The sequence below is a fragment of the Streptomyces sp. NBC_01351 genome, assembly GCF_036237315.1.
Lineage (GTDB): Bacteria > Actinomycetota > Actinomycetes > Streptomycetales > Streptomycetaceae > Streptomyces.
The window spans coordinates 5,325,616-5,343,126 of the sequence record NZ_CP108356.1 but is presented as its reverse complement, the minus strand read 5'-3'; the positions used below and the strand labels follow the sequence as shown (position 1 = coordinate 5,343,126).

The 17,511-nt window shown below is 69.4% G+C and carries 22 protein-coding genes and 1 tRNA gene; 8 read left to right on the top strand and 15 right to left on the bottom strand.

Going from position 1 to position 17,511, the window contains the following annotated elements:
• Positions 1 to 40: 40 nt before the first annotated feature.
• Both OG625_RS24600 and OG625_RS24595 read right to left on the bottom strand, forming a co-directional pair.
• Positions 41 to 361, bottom strand: a complete 321-nt coding sequence (locus OG625_RS24600; protein ID WP_329385037.1) for a DUF3618 domain-containing protein — start codon at positions 359 to 361, stop codon at positions 41 to 43.
• A 101-nt stretch (positions 362 to 462) separates the two neighbouring features.
• Entirely contained in the window at positions 463 to 1,731 is a 1,269-nt protein-coding gene (locus OG625_RS24595; protein ID WP_443067765.1) for an RNA-guided endonuclease InsQ/TnpB family protein, read from the bottom strand.
• 97 nt (positions 1,732 to 1,828) lie between these two features.
• Here OG625_RS24595 and bcp point away from each other — a divergent pair, with 97 nt between their 5' ends.
• Together bcp and OG625_RS24585 are read left to right on the top strand one after the other, a co-directional pair.
• Positions 1,829 to 2,296, top strand: coding sequence for a thioredoxin-dependent thiol peroxidase (gene bcp, locus OG625_RS24590; RefSeq protein WP_329385034.1), 468 nt, complete (start codon positions 1,829 to 1,831; stop codon positions 2,294 to 2,296).
• Between the two features lie 149 nt (positions 2,297 to 2,445).
• Positions 2,446 to 2,530: transfer RNA gene (locus OG625_RS24585), tRNA-Leu, on the top strand.
• Between the two features lie 63 nt (positions 2,531 to 2,593).
• Here the strand turns inward: OG625_RS24585 and rdgB are convergent.
• The 4 genes from rdgB to OG625_RS24565 all read right to left on the bottom strand — a co-directional run bounded on the left by rdgB (position 2,594) and on the right by OG625_RS24565 (position 4,762).
• A complete protein-coding gene (gene rdgB, locus OG625_RS24580) occupies positions 2,594 to 3,226 on the bottom strand; it encodes an RdgB/HAM1 family non-canonical purine NTP pyrophosphatase (RefSeq protein WP_329385032.1) in 633 nt (210 codons plus the stop codon).
• Between the two features lie 7 nt (positions 3,227 to 3,233).
• A complete protein-coding gene (locus OG625_RS24575; RefSeq protein ID WP_329385030.1) occupies positions 3,234 to 3,614 on the bottom strand; it encodes a hypothetical protein in 381 nt (126 codons plus the stop codon).
• Positions 3,615 to 3,703: 89 nt separating this feature from the next.
• Complete coding sequence (gene rph / locus OG625_RS24570) at positions 3,704 to 4,429, bottom strand: ribonuclease PH (protein WP_329385028.1); 726 nt, start codon at positions 4,427 to 4,429, stop codon at positions 3,704 to 3,706.
• 99 nt (positions 4,430 to 4,528) lie between these two features.
• Entirely contained in the window at positions 4,529 to 4,762 is a 234-nt protein-coding gene (locus OG625_RS24565; RefSeq protein WP_112449866.1) for a glucose PTS transporter subunit EIIB, read from the bottom strand.
• A gap of 227 nt (positions 4,763 to 4,989) precedes the next feature.
• Between OG625_RS24565 and OG625_RS24560 the strand changes: the two genes are divergently transcribed.
• A complete protein-coding gene (locus tag OG625_RS24560) occupies positions 4,990 to 6,291 on the top strand; it encodes a PTS transporter subunit EIIC (protein ID WP_329385026.1) in 1,302 nt (433 codons plus the stop codon).
• A gap of 316 nt (positions 6,292 to 6,607) precedes the next feature.
• A complete protein-coding gene (locus tag OG625_RS24555) occupies positions 6,608 to 7,876 on the top strand; it encodes a PTS transporter subunit EIIC (protein WP_329385024.1) in 1,269 nt (422 codons plus the stop codon).
• Between the two features lie 92 nt (positions 7,877 to 7,968).
• Here the strand turns inward: OG625_RS24555 and OG625_RS24550 are convergent, their stop codons facing one another.
• Positions 7,969 to 8,721: an MBL fold metallo-hydrolase gene (locus OG625_RS24550; protein WP_329385022.1), complete on the bottom strand. Its 753-nt coding sequence runs from the start codon at positions 8,719 to 8,721 to the stop codon at positions 7,969 to 7,971.
• Positions 8,722 to 8,957: 236 nt separating this feature from the next.
• On the opposite strand from OG625_RS24550, the gene OG625_RS24545 reads away from it, so the two are divergent.
• Both OG625_RS24545 and OG625_RS24540 read left to right on the top strand, forming a co-directional pair.
• On the top strand, positions 8,958 to 9,377 hold the full coding sequence (locus tag OG625_RS24545) for a hypothetical protein (RefSeq protein ID WP_329385020.1): 420 nt from the start codon (positions 8,958 to 8,960) through the stop codon (positions 9,375 to 9,377).
• Entirely contained in the window at positions 9,374 to 9,739 is a 366-nt protein-coding gene (locus OG625_RS24540) for a DUF488 domain-containing protein (protein WP_329385018.1), read from the top strand. The genes OG625_RS24545 and OG625_RS24540 overlap by 4 nt, the downstream gene beginning before the upstream one ends.
• Positions 9,740 to 10,136: 397 nt before the next feature.
• Here the strand turns inward: OG625_RS24540 and OG625_RS24535 are convergent, their stop codons facing one another.
• The 7 genes from OG625_RS24535 to clpS form a co-directional block, all read right to left on the bottom strand.
• Positions 10,137 to 11,087, bottom strand: coding sequence for a PLP-dependent cysteine synthase family protein (locus OG625_RS24535; protein ID WP_329385016.1), 951 nt, complete (start codon positions 11,085 to 11,087; stop codon positions 10,137 to 10,139).
• Complete coding sequence (locus OG625_RS24530) at positions 11,087 to 11,365, bottom strand: MoaD/ThiS family protein (RefSeq protein WP_329385014.1); 279 nt, start codon at positions 11,363 to 11,365, stop codon at positions 11,087 to 11,089. Before OG625_RS24530 ends, OG625_RS24535 begins: the two co-directional genes overlap by 1 nt.
• A gap of 100 nt (positions 11,366 to 11,465) precedes the next feature.
• Complete coding sequence (locus OG625_RS24525) at positions 11,466 to 11,573, bottom strand: putative leader peptide (protein WP_311736929.1); 108 nt, start codon at positions 11,571 to 11,573, stop codon at positions 11,466 to 11,468.
• Between the two features lie 77 nt (positions 11,574 to 11,650).
• On the bottom strand, positions 11,651 to 12,073 hold the full coding sequence (locus OG625_RS24520) for a M67 family metallopeptidase (RefSeq protein WP_329385012.1): 423 nt from the start codon (positions 12,071 to 12,073) through the stop codon (positions 11,651 to 11,653).
• An 88-nt stretch (positions 12,074 to 12,161) separates the two neighbouring features.
• Positions 12,162 to 13,601 carry an amino acid permease gene (locus tag OG625_RS24515; RefSeq protein WP_329385010.1) on the bottom strand — a complete coding sequence of 480 codons (1,440 nt, stop codon included), beginning with the start codon at positions 13,599 to 13,601 and terminating at the stop codon, positions 12,162 to 12,164.
• 316 nt (positions 13,602 to 13,917) lie between these two features.
• On the bottom strand, positions 13,918 to 14,514 hold the full coding sequence (locus tag OG625_RS24510; RefSeq protein ID WP_329385009.1) for a DUF2017 domain-containing protein: 597 nt from the start codon (positions 14,512 to 14,514) through the stop codon (positions 13,918 to 13,920).
• Entirely contained in the window at positions 14,514 to 14,828 is a 315-nt protein-coding gene (clpS, locus tag OG625_RS24505; RefSeq protein ID WP_329385007.1) for an ATP-dependent Clp protease adapter ClpS, read from the bottom strand. The genes OG625_RS24510 and clpS overlap by 1 nt, the downstream gene beginning before the upstream one ends.
• An 80-nt stretch (positions 14,829 to 14,908) precedes the next feature.
• Here clpS and OG625_RS24500 point away from each other — a divergent pair, with 80 nt between their 5' ends.
• Together OG625_RS24500 and OG625_RS24495 are read left to right on the top strand one after the other, a co-directional pair.
• Entirely contained in the window at positions 14,909 to 16,237 is a 1,329-nt protein-coding gene (locus OG625_RS24500; RefSeq protein WP_329385005.1) for a nicotinate phosphoribosyltransferase, read from the top strand.
• A 361-nt stretch (positions 16,238 to 16,598) separates the two neighbouring features.
• Positions 16,599 to 17,183: an isochorismatase family protein gene (locus OG625_RS24495; RefSeq protein ID WP_329385003.1), complete on the top strand. Its 585-nt coding sequence runs from the start codon at positions 16,599 to 16,601 to the stop codon at positions 17,181 to 17,183.
• A gap of 15 nt (positions 17,184 to 17,198) precedes the next feature.
• On the opposite strand, the gene OG625_RS24490 is transcribed toward OG625_RS24495, so the two are convergent.
• Positions 17,199 to 17,501 carry a hypothetical protein gene (locus tag OG625_RS24490; RefSeq protein ID WP_329385001.1) on the bottom strand — a complete coding sequence of 101 codons (303 nt, stop codon included), beginning with the start codon at positions 17,499 to 17,501 and terminating at the stop codon, positions 17,199 to 17,201.
• Positions 17,502 to 17,511 lie beyond the last annotated feature (10 nt).

The window sequence follows — 17,511 nt, the reverse complement described above, 5'->3', positions numbered from 1 at the left end:
TCGAACTTACCTGCCCGCGCGGCCCCTGTACTCCGGAGGGTCATCCCCGCCGACGGCGCGCCGACACCACGAGCAGCCCGACCAGACCCACCGCGACCAGCGCGACCGGCACGACCCGCTCGAACCGCGGGGCCCCGTCCTCGTGGCGCAGCCCGGCCTGCACGTCGGTCACGCACCGGTTCACGGCGGCGAAGGCCCGCCCGGCGGTGTGATCAACGGCTCCGACCACCCGGGCCTTCGCGTCCCCGATGATCGTCTTCGGGTGCATCCGCACACCGATCTCGTCGAGCGTCTCGGCGAGCTGCTCGCGGCGGCGGACGATGTCCGCCTCGATCTGTGCGGGGGTCCTGGCTTCCGGCACCGCGCGCCTCCGTCGTCTTCGTCGTGATCGTGTCCCGCATGGGGTGTAGTGCCCTATGCGCAGACTGTCAGCTTAGTCTCGTGGCTTGGCTTCTCCCCTGCCTAAAGCGAGAGGGTTCCCACCCTCACGTGTGGGGCTTCCTGCTTCGCCGCGGACGGCCTCGACCGAGAGGAGGACTCCCGTTCAGGTCTTACACCCGCTCCACAGGCAGTAACCGCCAGCCCGGCGGCCAGAAGATTGATCGCTGCGTTCTCGTCCCGGTCGTGGGTCGTCCCGCAGCTCTCACACGTCCACTCGCGGACGCTCAGGGGCATCGCCTCGGCGATCACCCCACATGCCGAGCACAGCTTGGAGCTGGGGAACCACCTGTCCACGGTGATCAGCTCTCGCCCGTACCAAGCCGTTTTGTACTCCAGCATCAACCGGAGCTCGCGCCAGGCCGCGTCGCTGATGACGCGGGCGAGCTTGTGGTTCTTCAGCATGTTGCGGACGGTCAAGTCCTCGATCACGAGCGTTTGGTTTTCGCGCACGAGTCGAGTCGTCAGCTTGTGCAGGTGGTCCTGGCGGCGGTCGGCGATCTGGGCATAGATCCTGGCCACCCGGATCCGGGCCTTGGCCCGGTTCTTGCTGCCCTTCTCCTTCCGCGACAGCACTCGCTGTGCACGGGCCAAGCGCTCCCGGTCCTTGCGCTCACACCTCGGGTTGGCGACCTTCTCCCCGTTGGACAAGGTGATCCACGCCGTCAGCCCAACATCGATACCGACGGCGTTCATACTGGCCGACACGAGCTTGGGCGTGTCCTCGCACAGCAGCGACACGAACCAGCGCCCGGCACTGTCACGGGACACCGTGACAGTGGACGGCTCCACTCCCAGGGGCAAGGGGCGCGACCACACGATGTCCAGAGGCTCCGCCATCTTCGCGAGCACAAGCCGACCGTCGGTGTAGCGGAACGCACTGCGGGTGTACTCGGCACTCGCCCGGGACTTCCGCTTCGATTTGAAGCGGGGATACCGCGCCCGCTTCCCCCAGAACCCGACGAACGCTGCCTGCACATGACGAAGCGCCTGCTGCAAGGGAACAGACGACACCTCAGCCAGATAGGCCAGTTCCTCGGTCTTCTTCCAGATAGTGAGCATCGCCGAGGTCTGCCCGTAGCCCACCTGCTCCTTGCGCTTCGTCCACGCCTCGGAACGGACGGCCAGAGCCAGGTTGTACACCTTCCGCACACACCCAAACGTGCGCGACAGCTCTGCCGCCTGTACATCGGTCGGATAGAAGCGGTACTTGAAAGCCCGCTTCACGGAAGAAGAAGTCCCCACACCCCGGACGCTAGGGGCGGTCACGATCCGAACACAAGCGCAGGTCATACCATCACCTAGCGGCACCCCACCACAACGCGTCTTCGAGCCCGATATGCGTTTCCCCCTCCGGCTTGAGCCGGGCGTTCCACCCGAGGAGATTCAGATGAGCGAGCGACTGCAGCCGGGCGACACCGCCCCCGCCTTCACCCTGCCCGACGCGGACGGCAACGAGGTCTCGCTCGCCGACCACAAGGGCCGCAAGGTGATCGTGTACTTCTACCCGACCGCGCTGACGCCGGGCTGCACCAAGCAGGCCTGCGACTTCACGGACAACCTGGACGTCCTGGCCACGGCCGGCTACGACGTCATCGGCGTGTCCCCGGACAAGCCGGAGAAGCTCGCGAAGTTCCGCGAGAAGGAACACCTGAAGGTCACCCTGGTCAGCGACCCGGAGAAGGAGACCCTGACCGCCTACGGCGCGTTCGGCGAGAAGAAGCTGTACGGCAAGACGGTGACGGGTGTCATCCGCTCGACGGTGGTCGTGGACGAGGAGGGAAAGGTGGAACACGCCTTCTACAACGTCAAGGCCACGGGCCACGTAGCCAAGATCATCAAGGACCTGGGCATCTGAACCCCCTTCCTGGCAGCCATCCATACCCCAACCGTCTCGGATGGACGCGTCACGCCGGAAGCATCCCCCCAAACCTGCCGCCCACCCCGGCCGCCCAGTAGACTGAGTGCGACCCAACCGGGCGCAATGTCCGAATTGGGTAACATGTCGCGGTTGTGGTGGAATTGGCAGTCACGTTTGGTTTAGGTCCAAATGGGGTAATACCCCGTGGGGGTTCGAGTCCCCCCAACCGCACGTCATGTCGAAGGCCCCGTATGCAGATGTCGCGCACGGGGCCTTCGGCGTATCAGGGCGGCGTCAGCCCAGCAGCTCCCGCACCACCGGCACCAGCGCCCTGAACGCCTGCCCCCGGTGGGAGATCGCGTTCTTCTCCGCCGCCGTCATCTCCGCGCACGTCCGGGACTCCCCCAGCGGCTGGAGGATCGGGTCGTAGCCGAAGCCGCCCGTCCCGGAGGGATCATGGCGGAGGGTGCCCAGGAGGCGGCCTTCGACCACGCGCTCCGTTCCGTCCGGGAGGGCCAGGGCCGCCGCGCAGAAGAAGTGGGCGCCGCGGTGGGTGTCGTCGATGTCCCCGAGTTGGGCCAGGAGCAGACGGAGGTTCGCCTCGTCGTCGCCGTGGCGGCCGGCCCAGCGGGCGGAGAAGATGCCGGGGGCGCCGTTCAGGACGTCCACACAGAGGCCCGAGTCGTCGGCGACCGCCGGCAGGCCGGTGGCCTGGGCCAGGGCGTGGGCCTTGAGGAGGGCGTTCTCCGCGAAGGTGACGCCGGTTTCCTTGACGTCGGGGATCTCCGGGTACGCGTCCGCGCCGACCAGCTCGTGCGGCAGGCCGGCGTCGGACAGGATGGCGTGGAGTTCGGAGACTTTGCCCGCGTTGCGGGTGGCCAGGATCAGGCGGCTGGGCGTCGAAGGCTTCGTGGGCGTCGAGGTCATGCGCCCATTATCCGGGGGTGCAGACCTTCGAGAGTTCGGAGGCGGCGTCGGCGACCGGCTGGATGTCCGGGGTGGTGTCGCCCTGTTCGATGGCGGTGCGGACGTTCTTGACCGCCGCGTTCATGGAGTCGATGGCCTTGCCCAGGTCGGTGTTGTCCGTCTGGTCGCCGATCTTCTTCAGGTTGGCGTCGATCTGGTTGAGCGCGTTCTGGGCGTCCTGCGGGCTGTTGCCCGCGTTGGAGACCGCCTCGGAGAGGTCGGTCACGCCTTCCGTGATGGCGACCGCCGTGTTCGCGCAGTCCATCGCCGTGGAGATCGCGTCGCACGAGGCGAGGGCCGGGACGGTGAGGGCGGCGGCCAGGGCCACGGCGGCTATGCGGAGCTTCATGTTCGAGTCCCCCAAGGACTTGGATACGTGGACGGGCGCGCGGCTTTGACACCGTGCGCCCGTACCCTGCCAGACGCCGAACCGGGCGCCTACAGTTCCAGCGCGCTGCGCTGGATGGCCTGGAGGTCCGCGCAGCCGCCGGCGGCGAGGTCCAGGAGGGCGTTGAGTTCCTTGCGGTCGAAGGGCTCGCCCTCCGCCGTGCCCTGGACCTCGACGAAGCGGCCGTCGCCGGTGCAGACCACGTTCATGTCGGTCTCGGCGCGCACGTCTTCCTCGTAGCAGATGTCGAGGAGCGGGACGCCGTCGACGATGCCGACGCTGACGGCGGCGACGGTGTCGGTGAGGGGCTTGCGGCCGGCCTTGATGAGCTTCTTCTTCTGGCCCCAGGCGATGGCGTCGGCGAGGGCGACGTAGGCGCCGGTGATGGCTGCGGTGCGGGTGCCGCCGTCGGCCTGGAGGACGTCGCAGTCGAGGACGATGGTGTTCTCGCCGAGGGCCTTGTAGTCGATCACGGCGCGCAGCGAGCGGCCGATGAGGCGGGAGATCTCGTGGGTGCGGCCGCCGATCTTGCCGCGGACGGATTCGCGGTCGCCGCGGGTGTTGGTGGAGCGGGGCAGCATCGAGTACTCGGAGGTGACCCAGCCTTCGCCGCTGCCCTTGCGCCAGCGCGGGACCCCTTCGGTGAAGGAGGCGGTGCAGAAGACCTTGGTGTCTCCGAAGGAGATGAGGACGGAGCCCTCGGCGTGCTTGCTCCATCCGCGTTCGATGGTGACCGGGCGGAGCTGTTCGGGCGTACGGCCGTCAATGCGAGACATGCTGCCGAGCCTAGTCCCTGCGCAGAATCAAAAAGACCCCGTACGGGTGCGTCCGGTACGGGGTCTTCGAAGGCGTCAGGCCGCCTCAGTGGGGCTGGATCACATCATGTCTTCGATGTCGGCGGCGATCGGGTCGGCGTCGGTGCCGATGACGACCTGGATCGCGGTGCCCATCTTGACGACGCCGTGGGCGCCGGCGGCCTTGAGGGCGGCTTCGTCGACCTTGCTCGGGTCGATGACCTCGGTGCGGAGGCGGGTGATGCAGCCTTCGACTTCTTCGATGTTCTCGATGCCGCCGAGCCCGGCGACGATCTTCTCAGCCTTGGTGGCCATGTGTTTCTCCCTGAGTGATACGAAGAACGAGTCTCGGCGTCCAGTGGACGGGTACCACCAGCGCGTTCCGCCGTGTCACGGTAACGCACGGTTGGCCCAACTTCGCGAGCGCATGCCCGTTATCTGCCGAATGATGATGATCAGCAGCAACCTGCCCACAACTGGTCTACACCAGTGTGCCGCACGTGCCGCGACAGCCAAAAACGGGCCGGTCAGGGAGGACGCGGATGAGCGCGAGCAGCGCCGCAGCAGCGCCACAACCGAAGTGGTGGAACGGGTTGTTCCAGGGGCTGCAGAAGATGGGGCGGAGTCTTCAGCTGCCGATCGCCGTGCTGCCGGCGGCGGGCATCCTGAACCGGCTGGGGCAGCCGGACGTCTTCGGCTCCGACGGTCTGGGCTGGACGAACGTGGCCAAGGTGATGGCCAGCGCGGGCGGCTCCCTGCTCAACGCCGACCTCGGGCTGCCGCTCCTCTTCTGCATCGGCGTCGCGATCGGCATGGCCAAGAAGGCCGATGGTTCGACGGCCCTCGCCGCGGCGGTGGGCTTCCTGGTGTACCACGGCGTGCTGCGGGCCTTCCCCGAGGGCTGCCCCGAGGGGACCAGGGACATCGGGGGCGGTTGCCTGGGGCCGGACGAGACCTTCGCGGAGTACACCTTCCAGAATCCGGGGGTCTTCGGCGGCATCATCATGGGCCTGCTGGCCGCCTGGTTCTGGCAGCGCTACCACCGGGTCAAGCTGGTCGACTGGCTGGGCTTCTTCAACGGCCGCCGGCTGGTCCCGATCATCATGACCTTCGTCGCGATCGCCTTCGCCGTGCTGTGCCTGTGGATCTGGCCACCGATCGGCAGCGGGCTGGAGAGCTTCTCCGACTGGCTGGTGGGCCTGGGTGCCTGGGGCGCGGGCATCTTCGGCATCGCGAACCGCGCGCTGCTGGTGATCGGCCTGCACCAGTTCCTGAACGTGCCGGTGTGGTTCCAGTTCGGCAGCTACACCAAGCCGGACGGGCAGACGGTGCACGGTGACATCCCGATGTTCCTGGCGGGCGACCCGAACGCCGGGCAGTTCCTCACCGGGTTCTTCCCCATCATGATGTTCGCGCTCCCCGCCGCGGCCCTCGCCATCGCGCACTGCGCGAAGCCGCAGCGGCGCAAGGAGGTCGGAGGCCTGATGCTGTCGGTGGGCCTGACCTCGTTCGTCACGGGCATCACGGAGCCGCTGGAGTACTCCTTCCTCTTCGTGGCGCCGCTGCTCTACGCGATCCACGCGGTGCTGACCGGTGTGTCCATGGCGGTGACGTGGGCGCTGGGCGTGAAGGACGGTTTCAGCTTCTCGGCCGGCCTGATCGACTACGGCATCAACTGGAGCCTGGCGACGAAGCCCTGGCTGATCATTCCGATCGGCCTGGCCTTCGCGGTCGTCTACTACGCGGTCTTCCGCTTCGCGATCACGAAGTTCGACATCCCGACTCCCGGCCGGGAGTCGGACGAGGAGATCGAGGCGATGCAGGCGGAGAACACGAAGGCGTAGGCATAGTCGCAGCGCAGGCACAGCCCCAAGCGAGCCCTTCGGCCCGCCGCGAAGGCCCTCGGACCTCTGGTTCCGGGGGCCTTCGCCATGTCCGGTGGCCCGACGGTCCAGGTGTGGGGCACCTCCTGGGCAGGTGTGGTGTAGACCACAGGAAATCGAAGGTTCCTTATCTATCCCTCACCGTGCTACAACTGGTCTACACCACCAATTGGTGTAGACCACGCGGGGCGTTCAGCCCCCTGGAGCCACCTTTTCGAGACGTCGCCATCCCCCCTTCTCTGTGCCCTGGCGCCGCCTTGCCCAATGGAGGAACCACATGTCCACAGCGACCGCTGCGGAAAAGAAGAAGGGCGCTGGCGTGATGGCCGTCATGCAGCGCATCGGCCGGAGCCTCATGCTCCCCGTTGCCGTGCTGCCTGCCGGCGCGCTCCTGCTCCGCCTCGGCGCGGCCGACATGCTCGGGAGGGAGTCCTTCCCGACCTTCGTGAACAAGATCGCCGGCTACATGGCCGCCGGCGGTGGCGCGATCCTCGACAACATGGCGCTGCTGTTCGCCGTCGGCATCGCGATCGGCTTCGCGAAGAAGTCGGACGGTTCCACCGCGCTGGCCGCCGTCACCGGTTACCTGGTCTTCCAGAAGGTGCTCGCCACCTTCACCGACAGCAACCTGCCGAAGGTGGCCAAGGTCGTCGGCGGCAAGATCGTCGAGGTCGACGCCCCGGTCAACGCCGGTGTTCTCGGCGGCGTCGTGATGGGTGTCATCACGGCCCTGCTCTACCAGAAGTTCTACCGGACCAAGCTGCCGGACTGGGCGGGCTTCTTCGGTGGCCGCCGCCTGGTTCCGATCCTCTCCGCCTTCGCCGGTCTGGTCGCCGGTATCGTCTTCGGTCTCATCTGGCCGGTCCTCGGCTCCGGTCTGCACAGCTTCGGTACGTGGCTGACCGGCTCCGGCGCGGTCGGCGCGGGTCTCTTCGGTGTCGCCAACCGTGCGCTGATCCCGATCGGCATGCACCACCTGCTGAACTCCTTCCCGTGGTTCCAGGCCGGTTCCTTCGATACCCCGACCGGTGCCGTCCACGGTGACATCGGCCGCTTCCTCGCCGGTGACCCGACCGCCGGACAGTTCATGACCGGCTTCTTCCCGATCATGATGTTCGCCCTCCCGGCGGCCTGCCTCGCGATCGTCCACTGCGCCCGCCCCGAGCGCCGCAAGGTCGTCGGCGGCATGATGTTCTCCCTCGCGCTCACCGCCTTCGTGACCGGTGTGACCGAGCCGATCGAGTTCACCTTCATGTTCATCGCCCCGGTGCTCTACGCGATCCACGCGGTCCTCACCGGTGTCTCCATGGCGCTGACCTGGGCCCTGGGCATGCGGGACGGCTTCGGCTTCTCCGCCGGTGCGGTCGACTTCCTGCTGAACCTGGGCATCGCCGACAACCCGTGGGGCCTGGCCGGCATCGGCCTCTGCTTCGCGGTGGTCTACTACGTCGTCTTCCGCTTCGCGATCACGAAGTTCAACCTCCCGACGCCGGGCCGCGAGTCCGACGAGGAGCTCGCCGAGCTGGCGAAGGCCGAGGCCAAGTAGGCCTCCCCGGCTTCCCCGCCTCCTGTACGACGAAGCCCCCGCTCTCCCGGAAGGGAGTGCGGGGGCTTCGTCGTACACAAGTACCGGGTACCTCAGACCTCGTACACCGCGCCCGAGTACGCCAGGTCCACCTGGCCGTCGAAGACCGCGCGGGCGTCGGTGAGGTTCTGCTGGGCGTCCGTCCACGGCGGGATGTGGGTGAGGACGAGCCGTCCGACCCCGCCCCCGCGCGCGTACTCGCCGGCCTCCCGGCCGTTGAGGTGGAGGTCCGGGATGTCCTCCTTGCCGTGGGTGAAGGAGGCCTCGCACAGGAAGAGGTCGGTGCCCTCGACGAGCTGGGCCAGCTCGGGGCAGGCGCCGGTGTCCCCGGAGTACGTCAGCGAGCGGCCGCCGTGCTCGACGCGGATCCCGTACGCCTCCACGGGGTGGCTCACCCGCTCGGTGCGGATCTGGAAGGGGCCGATCTCGAAGGTGCCGGACTTCAGGGTGCGGAAGTCGAAGACCTCGCTCATCGAGCGCTCGTCGGGGACGTCGTCGTACGCGGTCGTCAGGCGCTTCTCGGTGCCCTCGGGGCCGTAGACGGGGATCGTGCCGCAGCGGCCGCCCTCGTGCCGGTAGAAGCGGGCGACGAAGTACGCGCACATGTCGATGCAGTGGTCGGCGTGCAGATGGCTCAGGAAGATCGCGTCGAGGTCGTAGAGGCCGCAGTGGCGCTGGAGCTCGCCGAGGGCGCCGTTGCCCATGTCGAGGAGCAGCCGGAAGCCGTCGGCCTCTACGAGGTAGCTCGAACAGGCCGATTCCGCGGACGGGAACGACCCCGAACAGCCGACGACGGTGAGCTTCATGGAGCGTGAACCTCCGAGGACGGTCCGTGGACGGAATGCGGGCCGTGCGTGGGTCGAGCGTAAGGCGCGAAACCTCCGGTCGCTCCTCCGCGGCAGGCCGTTGTGGGGGGAATCACCTGCGCTGTCACTCGGGGGAGCGACGGGGGGCACGGGCGTTGCCATCGCGCCGCCGTGTGCTGCCGTGTGCTGCCGTGTGCTGCCGTGCCGGGTGGGTGTGACGCGGCTACGGTCGAAGCATGGACACGTCCTGGTGGCCCGCGGTGGCCGCGGTCGTGGCCGTGGCGCTGCTGGTGCTGGTCGCCGGGCGCCGGCTGGGCCTCCCCCGCCGGTCTCCCCCGGCGCACGGCCCGGGTCCGCCGCCGCGGCCGCGGTCGGGCGAGCTGTGGGGCCTGACGGACGGGCGTACGTGCCTGGTCCTGGCGGTGGAGTCGGTACGGGGCCACCGGGCGCGGGTCGCGTGGATCACCGGGAAGTACGACGACCGGCGGGCCGGGGTGATCCCGCTGCCGCCGGGGACGGTGGGGGCGCAGGGCCGGGTGAGCTTCCTGGAGGCGGACCGGCCGGAGGAGGTGTCGCTGTGGGAGTTCCGCGGGCGGGTGGGGGTGCTGGACCCGGCGATCTGGGACGAGGTCAAGGGACTGGGAGGCGGGCGGTGACGGCGGTGACACCGGTGATCCGTTTGCGGCGGGTGTACGACGCTCCGGAGCCGGGGGCGGACGGGGTGCGGGTGCTCGTGGACCGGCTGTGGCCGCGGGGGCTGTCGAAGGCGGCGGCGGCGGTGGACGAGTGGCCGAAGGCGGTGGCCCCGTCGACGGAGCTGCGGAAGTGGTTCCACGGGGGCGGCTCCGCCGGGGAGTTCCGGCGGAGGTACGAAGCGGAGCTGGCGGAGCCGGGGGCAGTGGCGGAGCTTTCCCGCTTGCGCGAGCTTGCCGGTGCGGGGCCGCTGACGCTGCTGACGGCCGTCCAGGACCCCGGGTCCAGCCACGCCGCCGTCCTGGCGGAGCTCCTGCGCGGCTAGGCCGAGCCCGCGTGCGCGGGGCCTCCCGGGCGCTGCCCGCACCCGCGCCTCAATCGCCGGCGGGGCTGGATGTGGCCCATGCCCGTCCGCCCGGCGCGGCTCAAAGCCCTGGGGCTCCGCCCCAGACCCCGCTCCTCAAACGCCGGAGGGGCTGGATCCTCGCCCGGCGGGGCCGGATTGTCGCCCGGCGGGCTGGACTTGCCCGGCGGGCAGTCAGCCGCGCCAGGCGGACGGCACGGCCAAAATCAGCCTCGCCGGCGTTTGAGGCGCGGGGTCTGGGCAGAGCCAGGGCGCCGCGCAGCGGCACATTCAGCCCCGCCGGCGATTGAGGCGCGGGGGTCCGGGGCGGAGCCCCAGGCGGCGCCGCACCGGACCCGGCGGGCAGACCGCGCAGGGGCTACGCCCAGAGCTGGCCCTGGAGGACCTCGATGGCCTCTTCGGTGGTGGCCGCGGTGTACACGCCAGTGGAGAGGTACTTCCAGCCGCCGTCGGCCACGACGAACACGATGTCCGCCGATTCGCCCGCGGCCACCGCCTTGCGGCCCACCCCGATCGCCGCGTGCAGCGCGGCCCCGGTGGAGACGCCCGCGAAGATGCCCTCCTGCTGGAGCAGCTCCCGCGTGCGGGTGACCGCGTCAGCCGAGCCGACCGAGAAGCGCGTGGTGAGGACCGACGCGTCGTAGAGCTCCGGGACGAAGCCCTCGTCGAGGTTACGCAGGCCGTAGACGAGGTCGTCGTAGCGGGGTTCCGCCGCGACGATCTTGACCCCTTCCACGTGCTCGCGCAGGTAGCGGCCGACGCCCATCAGGGTGCCCGTCGTGCCCAGGCCCGCCACGAAGTGGGTGATCGAGGGGAGGTCCGCCAGGATCTCGGGGCCCGTGGTCGCGTAGTGCGCTCCCGCGTTGTCCGGGTTGCCGTACTGGTAGAGCATCACCCAGTCCGGGTGCTCGGCCGCCAGTTCCTTGGCCACCCGCACGGCGGTGTTCGAGCCGCCCGCCGCGGGCGATGAGATGATCTCGGCTCCCCACATGGCCAGCAGGTCCCGGCGTTCCTGCGAGGTGTTCTCCGGCATCACGCAGACGATCCGGTAGCCCTTGAGCTTGGCCGCCATCGCCAGGGAGATGCCGGTGTTGCCCGAGGTCGGCTCCAGGATGGTGCAGCCGGGGAACAGGCGGCCGGACTTCTCGGCCTGCTCGACCATGTGGAGCGCGGGGCGGTCCTTGATCGAGCCGGTCGGGTTGCGGTCCTCCAGCTTGGCCCAGATGCGGACGTCCTCGGAGGGCGACAGCCGGGGCAGCCGGACCAGCGGCGTGTTGCCGACCGCGGCCAGCGGGGAGTCGTAACGCATCAGACAGCGCCGCCGGCCACGGCCGGGAGGATGGTGACGTTGTCGCCGTCCTTGAGCGCGGTGGAGATGCCGTCGAGGAAGCGGACGTCCTCGTCGTTGAGGTAGACGTTCACGAAGCGGCGCAGCTGGCCCTTGTCGACGATGCGCTCCTCGATGCCCTTGTGGCGGCTCTCCAGGTCGGCGAAGAGGTCGGCGAGGGTGGCGCCTTCACCGTTCACGGCCTTCTCGCCGTCGGTGTAGGTGCGGAGGATGGTGGGGATGCGGACCTCGATGGCCATGGCAGGCTCCAGTGTCGTGAAAGGGCGTAGGGCGGCGTAAGGCGTGGGGCGTCGGGGCGCGCGTGTCTCGTGTCCCCTCCGCGCGAGAGGGTGCTGGTGCTCAGGCGGCAGGACAGATGGCGCTGGCGAGGCGGCACAGGTCGACGTGCAGCCGCGCCACGAGCAGCAGCCTGCCGGGCGTCTCGATGCTCACGTCGTGGGAAACCATGCGGTCATGTTAACGATTCCCGGTCCCCCGTTTGGAGTGTGATTCCGCATCGTGGACGGTTATCGCTCACATAGTGGTCAGTAGCCTGCTACGACCTGCACTTCTTCCTCCGTGATCACGCCTTCGACGATCCGGTAGGAGCGGAACTGGAACTCTCCGAGGCCGTCCTTGTCCGCCGTCGAGACGAGGACGTAGTGCGCGCCGGGCTCGTTCGCGTACGTGACGTCCGTGCGCGAGGGGTAGGCCTCGGTCGCGGTGTGCGAGTGGTAGACGATCACCGGCTCTTCGTCGCGGTCGTCCAGCTCGCGGTAGAGCTTCAGCAGGTCCTTCGAGTCGAACTCGTAGAACGTGGGCGACCGGGCGGCGTTGAGCATCGGGATGAACCGCTCGGGCCGGTCGGAGCCCGCCGGGCCGGCCACGACGCCGCACGCCTCGTCGGGGTGGTCCTGGCGGGCGTGCTCGACGATCTGGTCGTACAGGGCCTGGGTGAGGGTCAGCATGAGCGACAGGATAAGCAGACGGGCCCTCCCGTACCGAGGTGTGGTACGGAAGGGCCCGGATGTTGGACAGGGCGCTGCTACGGGGCCGCTACGAGGCCTTGGTGAAGGCGGCGCCGCGCGGGTCGCGGGACTTCAGGACCAGGTAGGCGACGCCCAGGATCAGGCCCCACAGCGGGGCGACGTAGAGCGAGACGCGGGAGTCCTTGTCCATGCCCATCATCACGATGACCATGCCGATGAAGAGCAGCGCGAACCAGCTCGTGTAGGGGGCTCCGGGCGCCCGGAACGTGGAGGCGGGCAGTTCGCCCCGGTCGGCCTTGGCGCGGTAGCGGATCTGGCAGACCAGGATCATGATCCAGGCCCACATGCCGGAGATGGTGGCGAAGGAGACGACGTAGTCGAAGGCCTTGCCCGGGGCGACGTAGTTGATCCAGACGCCGACCAGCATCAGTGCGGCGGAGAAGGCGGTGCCGACGAGCGGGGTGCCGTTCTTGGTGAGCTTGGTGAAGAACTTCGGGCCCTGGCCGTTGAGCGCGAGGTCGCGCAGCATGCGGCCGGTGGAGTACATGCCCGAGTTGCAGGAGGACAGGGCCGCGGTCAGGACGACGAAGTTGACGATGGCGGCGCCGACGCCGAGGCCCATCTTCTCGAAGGCGGCGACGAAGGGGCTGACGCCCGGCTGGAACTCGTGCCACGGGACGACCGACAGGATCATGATCAGCGCGCCGACGTAGAAGACGGCGATGCGCCACGGCACGGTGTTGACGGCCTTGGGCAGGGTCTTCTCGGGGTCCTTGGACTCGCCGGCGGTGACGCCGACCAGCTCGACCGCGAGGAAGGCGAACATGACGATCTGCAGGGTCATCAGCGTGCCGCCGATGCCCTTGGGGAAGAAGCCGCCGTCGTTCCACAGGTTGGCGACGGTGGCGGTGTCCCCGGCGTCGGAGAAGCCGATGGTGAGGATGCCGGCGCAGATCAGGATCATGCCGACGATGGCGGTGACCTTGACCATGGAGAACCAGAACTCCAGCTCGCCGAAGAGCTTCACGGAGATCAGGTTGGCGCAGAAGAGGATGACGGTGAAGATCAGCGCGTAGGCCCATTGCGGGAAGCTGTCGTGGGTCCAGTACGACATGTACTTCGCTGCGGCGGTGACCTCGGTGATGCCGGTGACCACCCAGAAGAGCCAGTACGTCCAGCCGGTGAAGTATCCCCAGAACGGGCCCAGGAACTCGCGGGCGTAGTCCGAGAAGGAACCGGAGACGGGGCGGTACATGAGCAGTTCGCCCAGGGCCCGCATGATGAAGAAGATGACCAGGCCGGCGATGGCGTAGGCCAGGATCAGGCTCGGTCCGGCCTTGGAGATGGCCTTGCCGGCGCCCAGGAAGAGGCCGGTGCCGATGGCTCCGCCGATCGCGATCATCTGGATCTGGCGGGCGCCGAGTGCGCGGTGGTAACCCTCACCACCCTCGGCCGGTGCGCCCTCGCCGGGCGTCTTGTCGTACTGCTCGACCTGCACAGAGGTCATGTCTTGGTGCGCCTTTCTCCACGCCGACCCGCGCCTTCACTGGCTGCGGATCGGGTCCTCGATCCCCCCGGATACGGATGGAGCTGCACGCCGGCGGTCAGCCGGTTCAAGCGGGCCGCGGAACAGGGGTGGCGTCCCGGCGGTCGTGAAGATTTATCACGCCATTACGGACGGCCGAGGGTGTGGAATGTGACGCAGGACACGGGAAATCCAGGACAAGGGCCCAAAAAAGGATCAGATCACTGCATGGCAGTGATCTGATCGTTATCCGGATTTGAGCGTCCGCTGAGCGAACGCGGCCGTGTTTTGAGGCTCCTCAGAGGGTTTCGATCAAGGTCTCCTGGAGGCCGCCGAGCCAGAGGTACGCCATCACCATCGGCTTGCGCGGATCGTCGTCCGGCAGCCGGAACAGCACCGCGCTCTCGTCGTCCTCCGTGATGTCGAGGCGGGCGGCGATGGTCAGGCGCAGGTCGTTGAGCGCGCCGAGCCAGCGCAGCGGCAGCTCTCCGGTCAGTTCCAGGACCGCCGCCCCGTCGCCGGCCGGGGTGAGCCCGTCCAGGCTGCGTACGACGGCCAGCGCGTCCTCGCGCTTGCGGGTGCGCAGGTCGGTCTCGGTGAACCGGCGGAACTCCGCCGACCGGGCCGTCAGCTCGGCCTGGTCCACGCCCTGGTCGCCCGTGCCGTCCGGCGAGCCGTAGGCGTCGGGGAAGAGCCGGGCCAGCGCCGGGTCGGAGGGGGGCTCGGAGGGCCCCTCGGCGAACAGCGCGGCCAGCGGGTCGGCGTCCTCGGGCTCGCCGGGGCCGATCAGCTCCAGCAGCTGGACGGCCAGGGAGCGCAGGATGGAGATCTCGATCTCGTCGAGTGCGATGGCGGCTCCGCCGCCCTTCAGCTCCTCGAAGGTCCCGCCGCCCATCAGTTGCGGTCCTGGGAGAGGGTCGCCCACAGGCCGTAGCCGTGCATGGCCTGCACGTCGCGCTCCATTTCCTCGCGGGTGCCGCTGGACACGACCGCCCGCCCCTTGTGATGGACGTCGAGCATCAGCTTGTGCGCCACGTCCTTGGAATAGCCGAAGTACGCCTGGAACACGTACGCCACGTAGCTCATGAGGTTGACCGGGTCGTTGTGCACCAGGGTCACCCAGGGGACGTCGGGTTCGGGGACCGCGTAGGTCTCTTCGGCCGACTCGGTGCGTTCGATCTCAATGGGAGCAACACTCACTTGTCCCATGCTGCCACCGTGACGGGTCAGTCGCACAAACGGGTCCGACATCTCGTCACTCTGACGAAATGTGCGCTAGCATCCGTGCCATGAACCCTGCGGACCTGGGCCTGCCGGTGGACGTGCCGTCGACAGCGCTCTTCACGGACCATTACGAGCTCACGATGCTGCAGGCCGCCCTGGCGAACGGCACCGCCGACCGCCGCTCGGTCTTCGAGGTCTTCACCCGGCGGCTGCCCGAGGGACGGCGCTACGGCGTGGTCGCCGGCACCGGGCGGGTGCTCGACGCGGTGGAGAACTTCCGCTTCGACAGCGCCGTGCTGGAATTCCTGCGCGAGCGGGCCGTCGTCGACATGCGGACCCTGGACTGGCTGGCCTCGTACCGCTTCTCGGGCGACATCTGGGGCTACCCGGAGGGGGAGGTCTACTTCCCCGGGTCGCCGATCCTTCGCGTCGAGGGCAGCTTCGCCGAGTGCGTGCTGCTGGAGACGGTGATCCTTTCGATCCTCAACCACGACTCGGCGATCGCGGCGGCCGCCTCCCGGATGGCCTCGGCCGCCGGCGACCGGCCGCTGATCGAGATGGGCGCGCGGCGCACGCACGAGCTGGCGGCGGTGGCCGCTTCGCGGGCCGCGTACGTGGGCGGCTTCACCTCCACCTCGGACCTGGCGGCCGGCTTCCGGTACGGGATCCCGACGGTCGGGACGAGCGCGCACGCCTTCACCCTCGTGCACGACAGCGAGCGGGACGCCTTCCAGGCCCAGGTGGCCTCGCTGGGCCGGGGCACGACCCTGCTGGTGGACACGTACGACGTGGCGGAGGCGGTCCGTACGGCCGTCGAGGTGGCGGGCACCGACCTGGGCGCGGTCCGGATCGACTCCGGCGACCTGCTGCTCGTGGCGCACCGGGTGCGGCAGCAGCTGGACGACCTGGGGGCGACCTCGACGAAGATCGTGGTCACCTCGGACCTGGACGAGTACGCCATCGCCTCGCTGGCGGCGGCGCCCGTGGACGCGTACGGGGTGGGCACCCAGCTGGTGACGGGCAGCGGGCACCCGACGTGCTCGATGGTCTACAAGCTGGTCGCGCGGGCCGTCTCGGCGGACCCCAAGGCGGCGCTGGCGCCGGTGGCGAAGAGGTCCACGGGCGGGAAGACCTCCATCGGGGGCCGGAAGTGGGCCGCGCGGCGTCGCGACGCCGACGGGGTTGCCGAGGCGGAGGTCGTGGGGACCGGGCCGGTCCCCTCCGCCCTCGCCGACCACCAGCTCCTGACCCAGCTGGTCAAGGGCGGCGAGGTCGTGGCCCGCGAGCCGCTGGAGGCCGCCCGGGACCGCCACCGGGCGGCTCGCGCCGGGCTCCCGTTGTCCGCTACCCAGCTCTCCCGGGGCGAGGCAGTGCTCCCCACCGAGTACGTGTAGAGCGGGCCCGGGGGCGGCTGCGCCGGGCCCCTGGGGCTCCGCCCCGGACCCCGCGCCTCAATCTCCCCCAGCTACCGCTGGGAGGTGCCCCCTGGCGGGGCTGGATTTCGGCTGATGCCGTCCGCCGGGCGCGGCTGGATTGCCCGCAGGGCACGCACGGCCCCACCGGGACTCCCAGCCCGTCCGGCGCTTGAGGACTGGGGGTCCCCCCGGACGGAGTCTGGTGGGGGCACCTCCCAGCGGTAGCTGGGGGAGAGGGTCTGGGGGCGGAGCCCCAGTTTCGGGAAGGGGCGGGGTGGGGGAAGAGCCTCCCGCAGGGCCCCGCCGCCGCACAGACACACCGAGCCGAAGGGCAACGCACATGCACCGCGCACTGATCGTCGTCGACGTACAGAACGACTTCTGCGAAGGCGGCAGCCTCGCGGTCGCCGGCGGAGCCGACGTGGCCGCCGCCGTCACCGAGTACATCGGGCAGGCCACGCCCGCGTACCGGCACGTCGTGGCCACCCGGGACCACCACGTCGACCCCGGGTCGCACTTCGCCCGCCCCCCGGCCGAGCCGGACTACGAGACGAGCTGGCCCGTGCACTGCGTCGCGGGCACCGAGGGCGTGGGCTTCCACCCGAACTTCGCCCCCGCCGTCGCGTCGGGCGCCGTCGCCGCCGTGTTCGACAAGGGCGCGTACGAGGCCGCGTACAGCGGTTTCGAGGGTGCCGACGAGAACGGGGACACGCTCGCCGAGTGGCTGCGCGCGCGGCACGTCGTCGAGGTGGACGTGGTCGGCATCGCCACCGACCACTGCGTCAAGGCCACCGCCCTCGACGCCGCCCGCGCCGGCTTCGCCACCCGCGTCCTGCTGGACCTGACGGCCGCCGTCGCCCCGCACACCGCCGAAAGGGCGCTGGAGGAGCTCCGGACGGCCGGGGTGACCCTGGTCGGGGGCTGACCCCGAAGGGGCGCCCTAGGTGCCCAGGAGGGCCCGGATGGGGTGCCAGAGCTCTTGGGCGCGGTCGGGTGCGCCGCGCCACAGGAGGCCGTCCGGGTGGTGCAGGACGGCCGTGATCTCGTCCGGGGTCGGGGGGTGCGCATTGCCCCGCAGGTACACCGCCCGCATCCCGAGGTTCCGCAGCCTGGTCAGGGCGCGGGCCCGGTTCGCGGCGTGGACCAGCACGCGGACATTTCCGCCCTCACCGGACGGCCTCGGCAGCGTGAGCGCGACCACCACGCTGCCGCCCGGCAATCTGACGAAACCTCCATCGGGCATGGCTGTCATC

Bases quoted from the DNA above. Each gene is read 5' to 3' on its own strand.
- OG625_RS24525 (WP_311736929.1), bottom strand. From the start codon at position 11,573: ATGGTTTCCCACGACGTGAGCATCGAGACGCCCGGCAGGCTGCTGCTC.
- OG625_RS24515 (WP_329385010.1), bottom strand. From the start codon at position 13,601: ATGACCTCTGTGCAGGTCGAGCAGTACGACAAGACGCCCGGCGAGGGC.
- OG625_RS24555 (WP_329385024.1), top strand. From the start codon at position 6,608: ATGTCCACAGCGACCGCTGCGGAAAAGAAGAAGGGCGCTGGCGTGATG.
- OG625_RS24530 (WP_329385014.1), bottom strand. From the start codon at position 11,365: ATGGCCATCGAGGTCCGCATCCCCACCATCCTCCGCACCTACACCGAC.
- OG625_RS24520 (WP_329385012.1), bottom strand. From the start codon at position 12,073: ATGCTGACCCTCACCCAGGCCCTGTACGACCAGATCGTCGAGCACGCC.
- OG625_RS24545 (WP_329385020.1), top strand. From the start codon at position 8,958: ATGGACACGTCCTGGTGGCCCGCGGTGGCCGCGGTCGTGGCCGTGGCG.
- OG625_RS24595 (WP_443067765.1), bottom strand. From the start codon at position 1,731: ATGACCTGCGCTTGTGTTCGGATCGTGACCGCCCCTAGCGTCCGGGGT.
- OG625_RS24565 (WP_112449866.1), bottom strand. From the start codon at position 4,762: ATGGCCACCAAGGCTGAGAAGATCGTCGCCGGGCTCGGCGGCATCGAG.
- bcp (WP_329385034.1), top strand. From the start codon at position 1,829: ATGAGCGAGCGACTGCAGCCGGGCGACACCGCCCCCGCCTTCACCCTG.
- OG625_RS24490 (WP_329385001.1), bottom strand. From the start codon at position 17,501: ATGCCCGATGGAGGTTTCGTCAGATTGCCGGGCGGCAGCGTGGTGGTC.
- OG625_RS24550 (WP_329385022.1), bottom strand. From the start codon at position 8,721: ATGAAGCTCACCGTCGTCGGCTGTTCGGGGTCGTTCCCGTCCGCGGAA.
- OG625_RS24500 (WP_329385005.1), top strand. From the start codon at position 14,909: ATGAACCCTGCGGACCTGGGCCTGCCGGTGGACGTGCCGTCGACAGCG.
- OG625_RS24560 (WP_329385026.1), top strand. From the start codon at position 4,990: ATGAGCGCGAGCAGCGCCGCAGCAGCGCCACAACCGAAGTGGTGGAAC.
- OG625_RS24575 (WP_329385030.1), bottom strand. From the start codon at position 3,614: ATGAAGCTCCGCATAGCCGCCGTGGCCCTGGCCGCCGCCCTCACCGTC.
- OG625_RS24510 (WP_329385009.1), bottom strand. From the start codon at position 14,514: ATGGGCGGCGGGACCTTCGAGGAGCTGAAGGGCGGCGGAGCCGCCATC.
- clpS (WP_329385007.1), bottom strand. From the start codon at position 14,828: ATGGGACAAGTGAGTGTTGCTCCCATTGAGATCGAACGCACCGAGTCG.
- OG625_RS24535 (WP_329385016.1), bottom strand. From the start codon at position 11,087: ATGCGTTACGACTCCCCGCTGGCCGCGGTCGGCAACACGCCGCTGGTC.
- rdgB (WP_329385032.1), bottom strand. From the start codon at position 3,226: ATGACCTCGACGCCCACGAAGCCTTCGACGCCCAGCCGCCTGATCCTG.
- OG625_RS24495 (WP_329385003.1), top strand. From the start codon at position 16,599: ATGCACCGCGCACTGATCGTCGTCGACGTACAGAACGACTTCTGCGAA.
- rph (WP_329385028.1), bottom strand. From the start codon at position 4,429: ATGTCTCGCATTGACGGCCGTACGCCCGAACAGCTCCGCCCGGTCACC.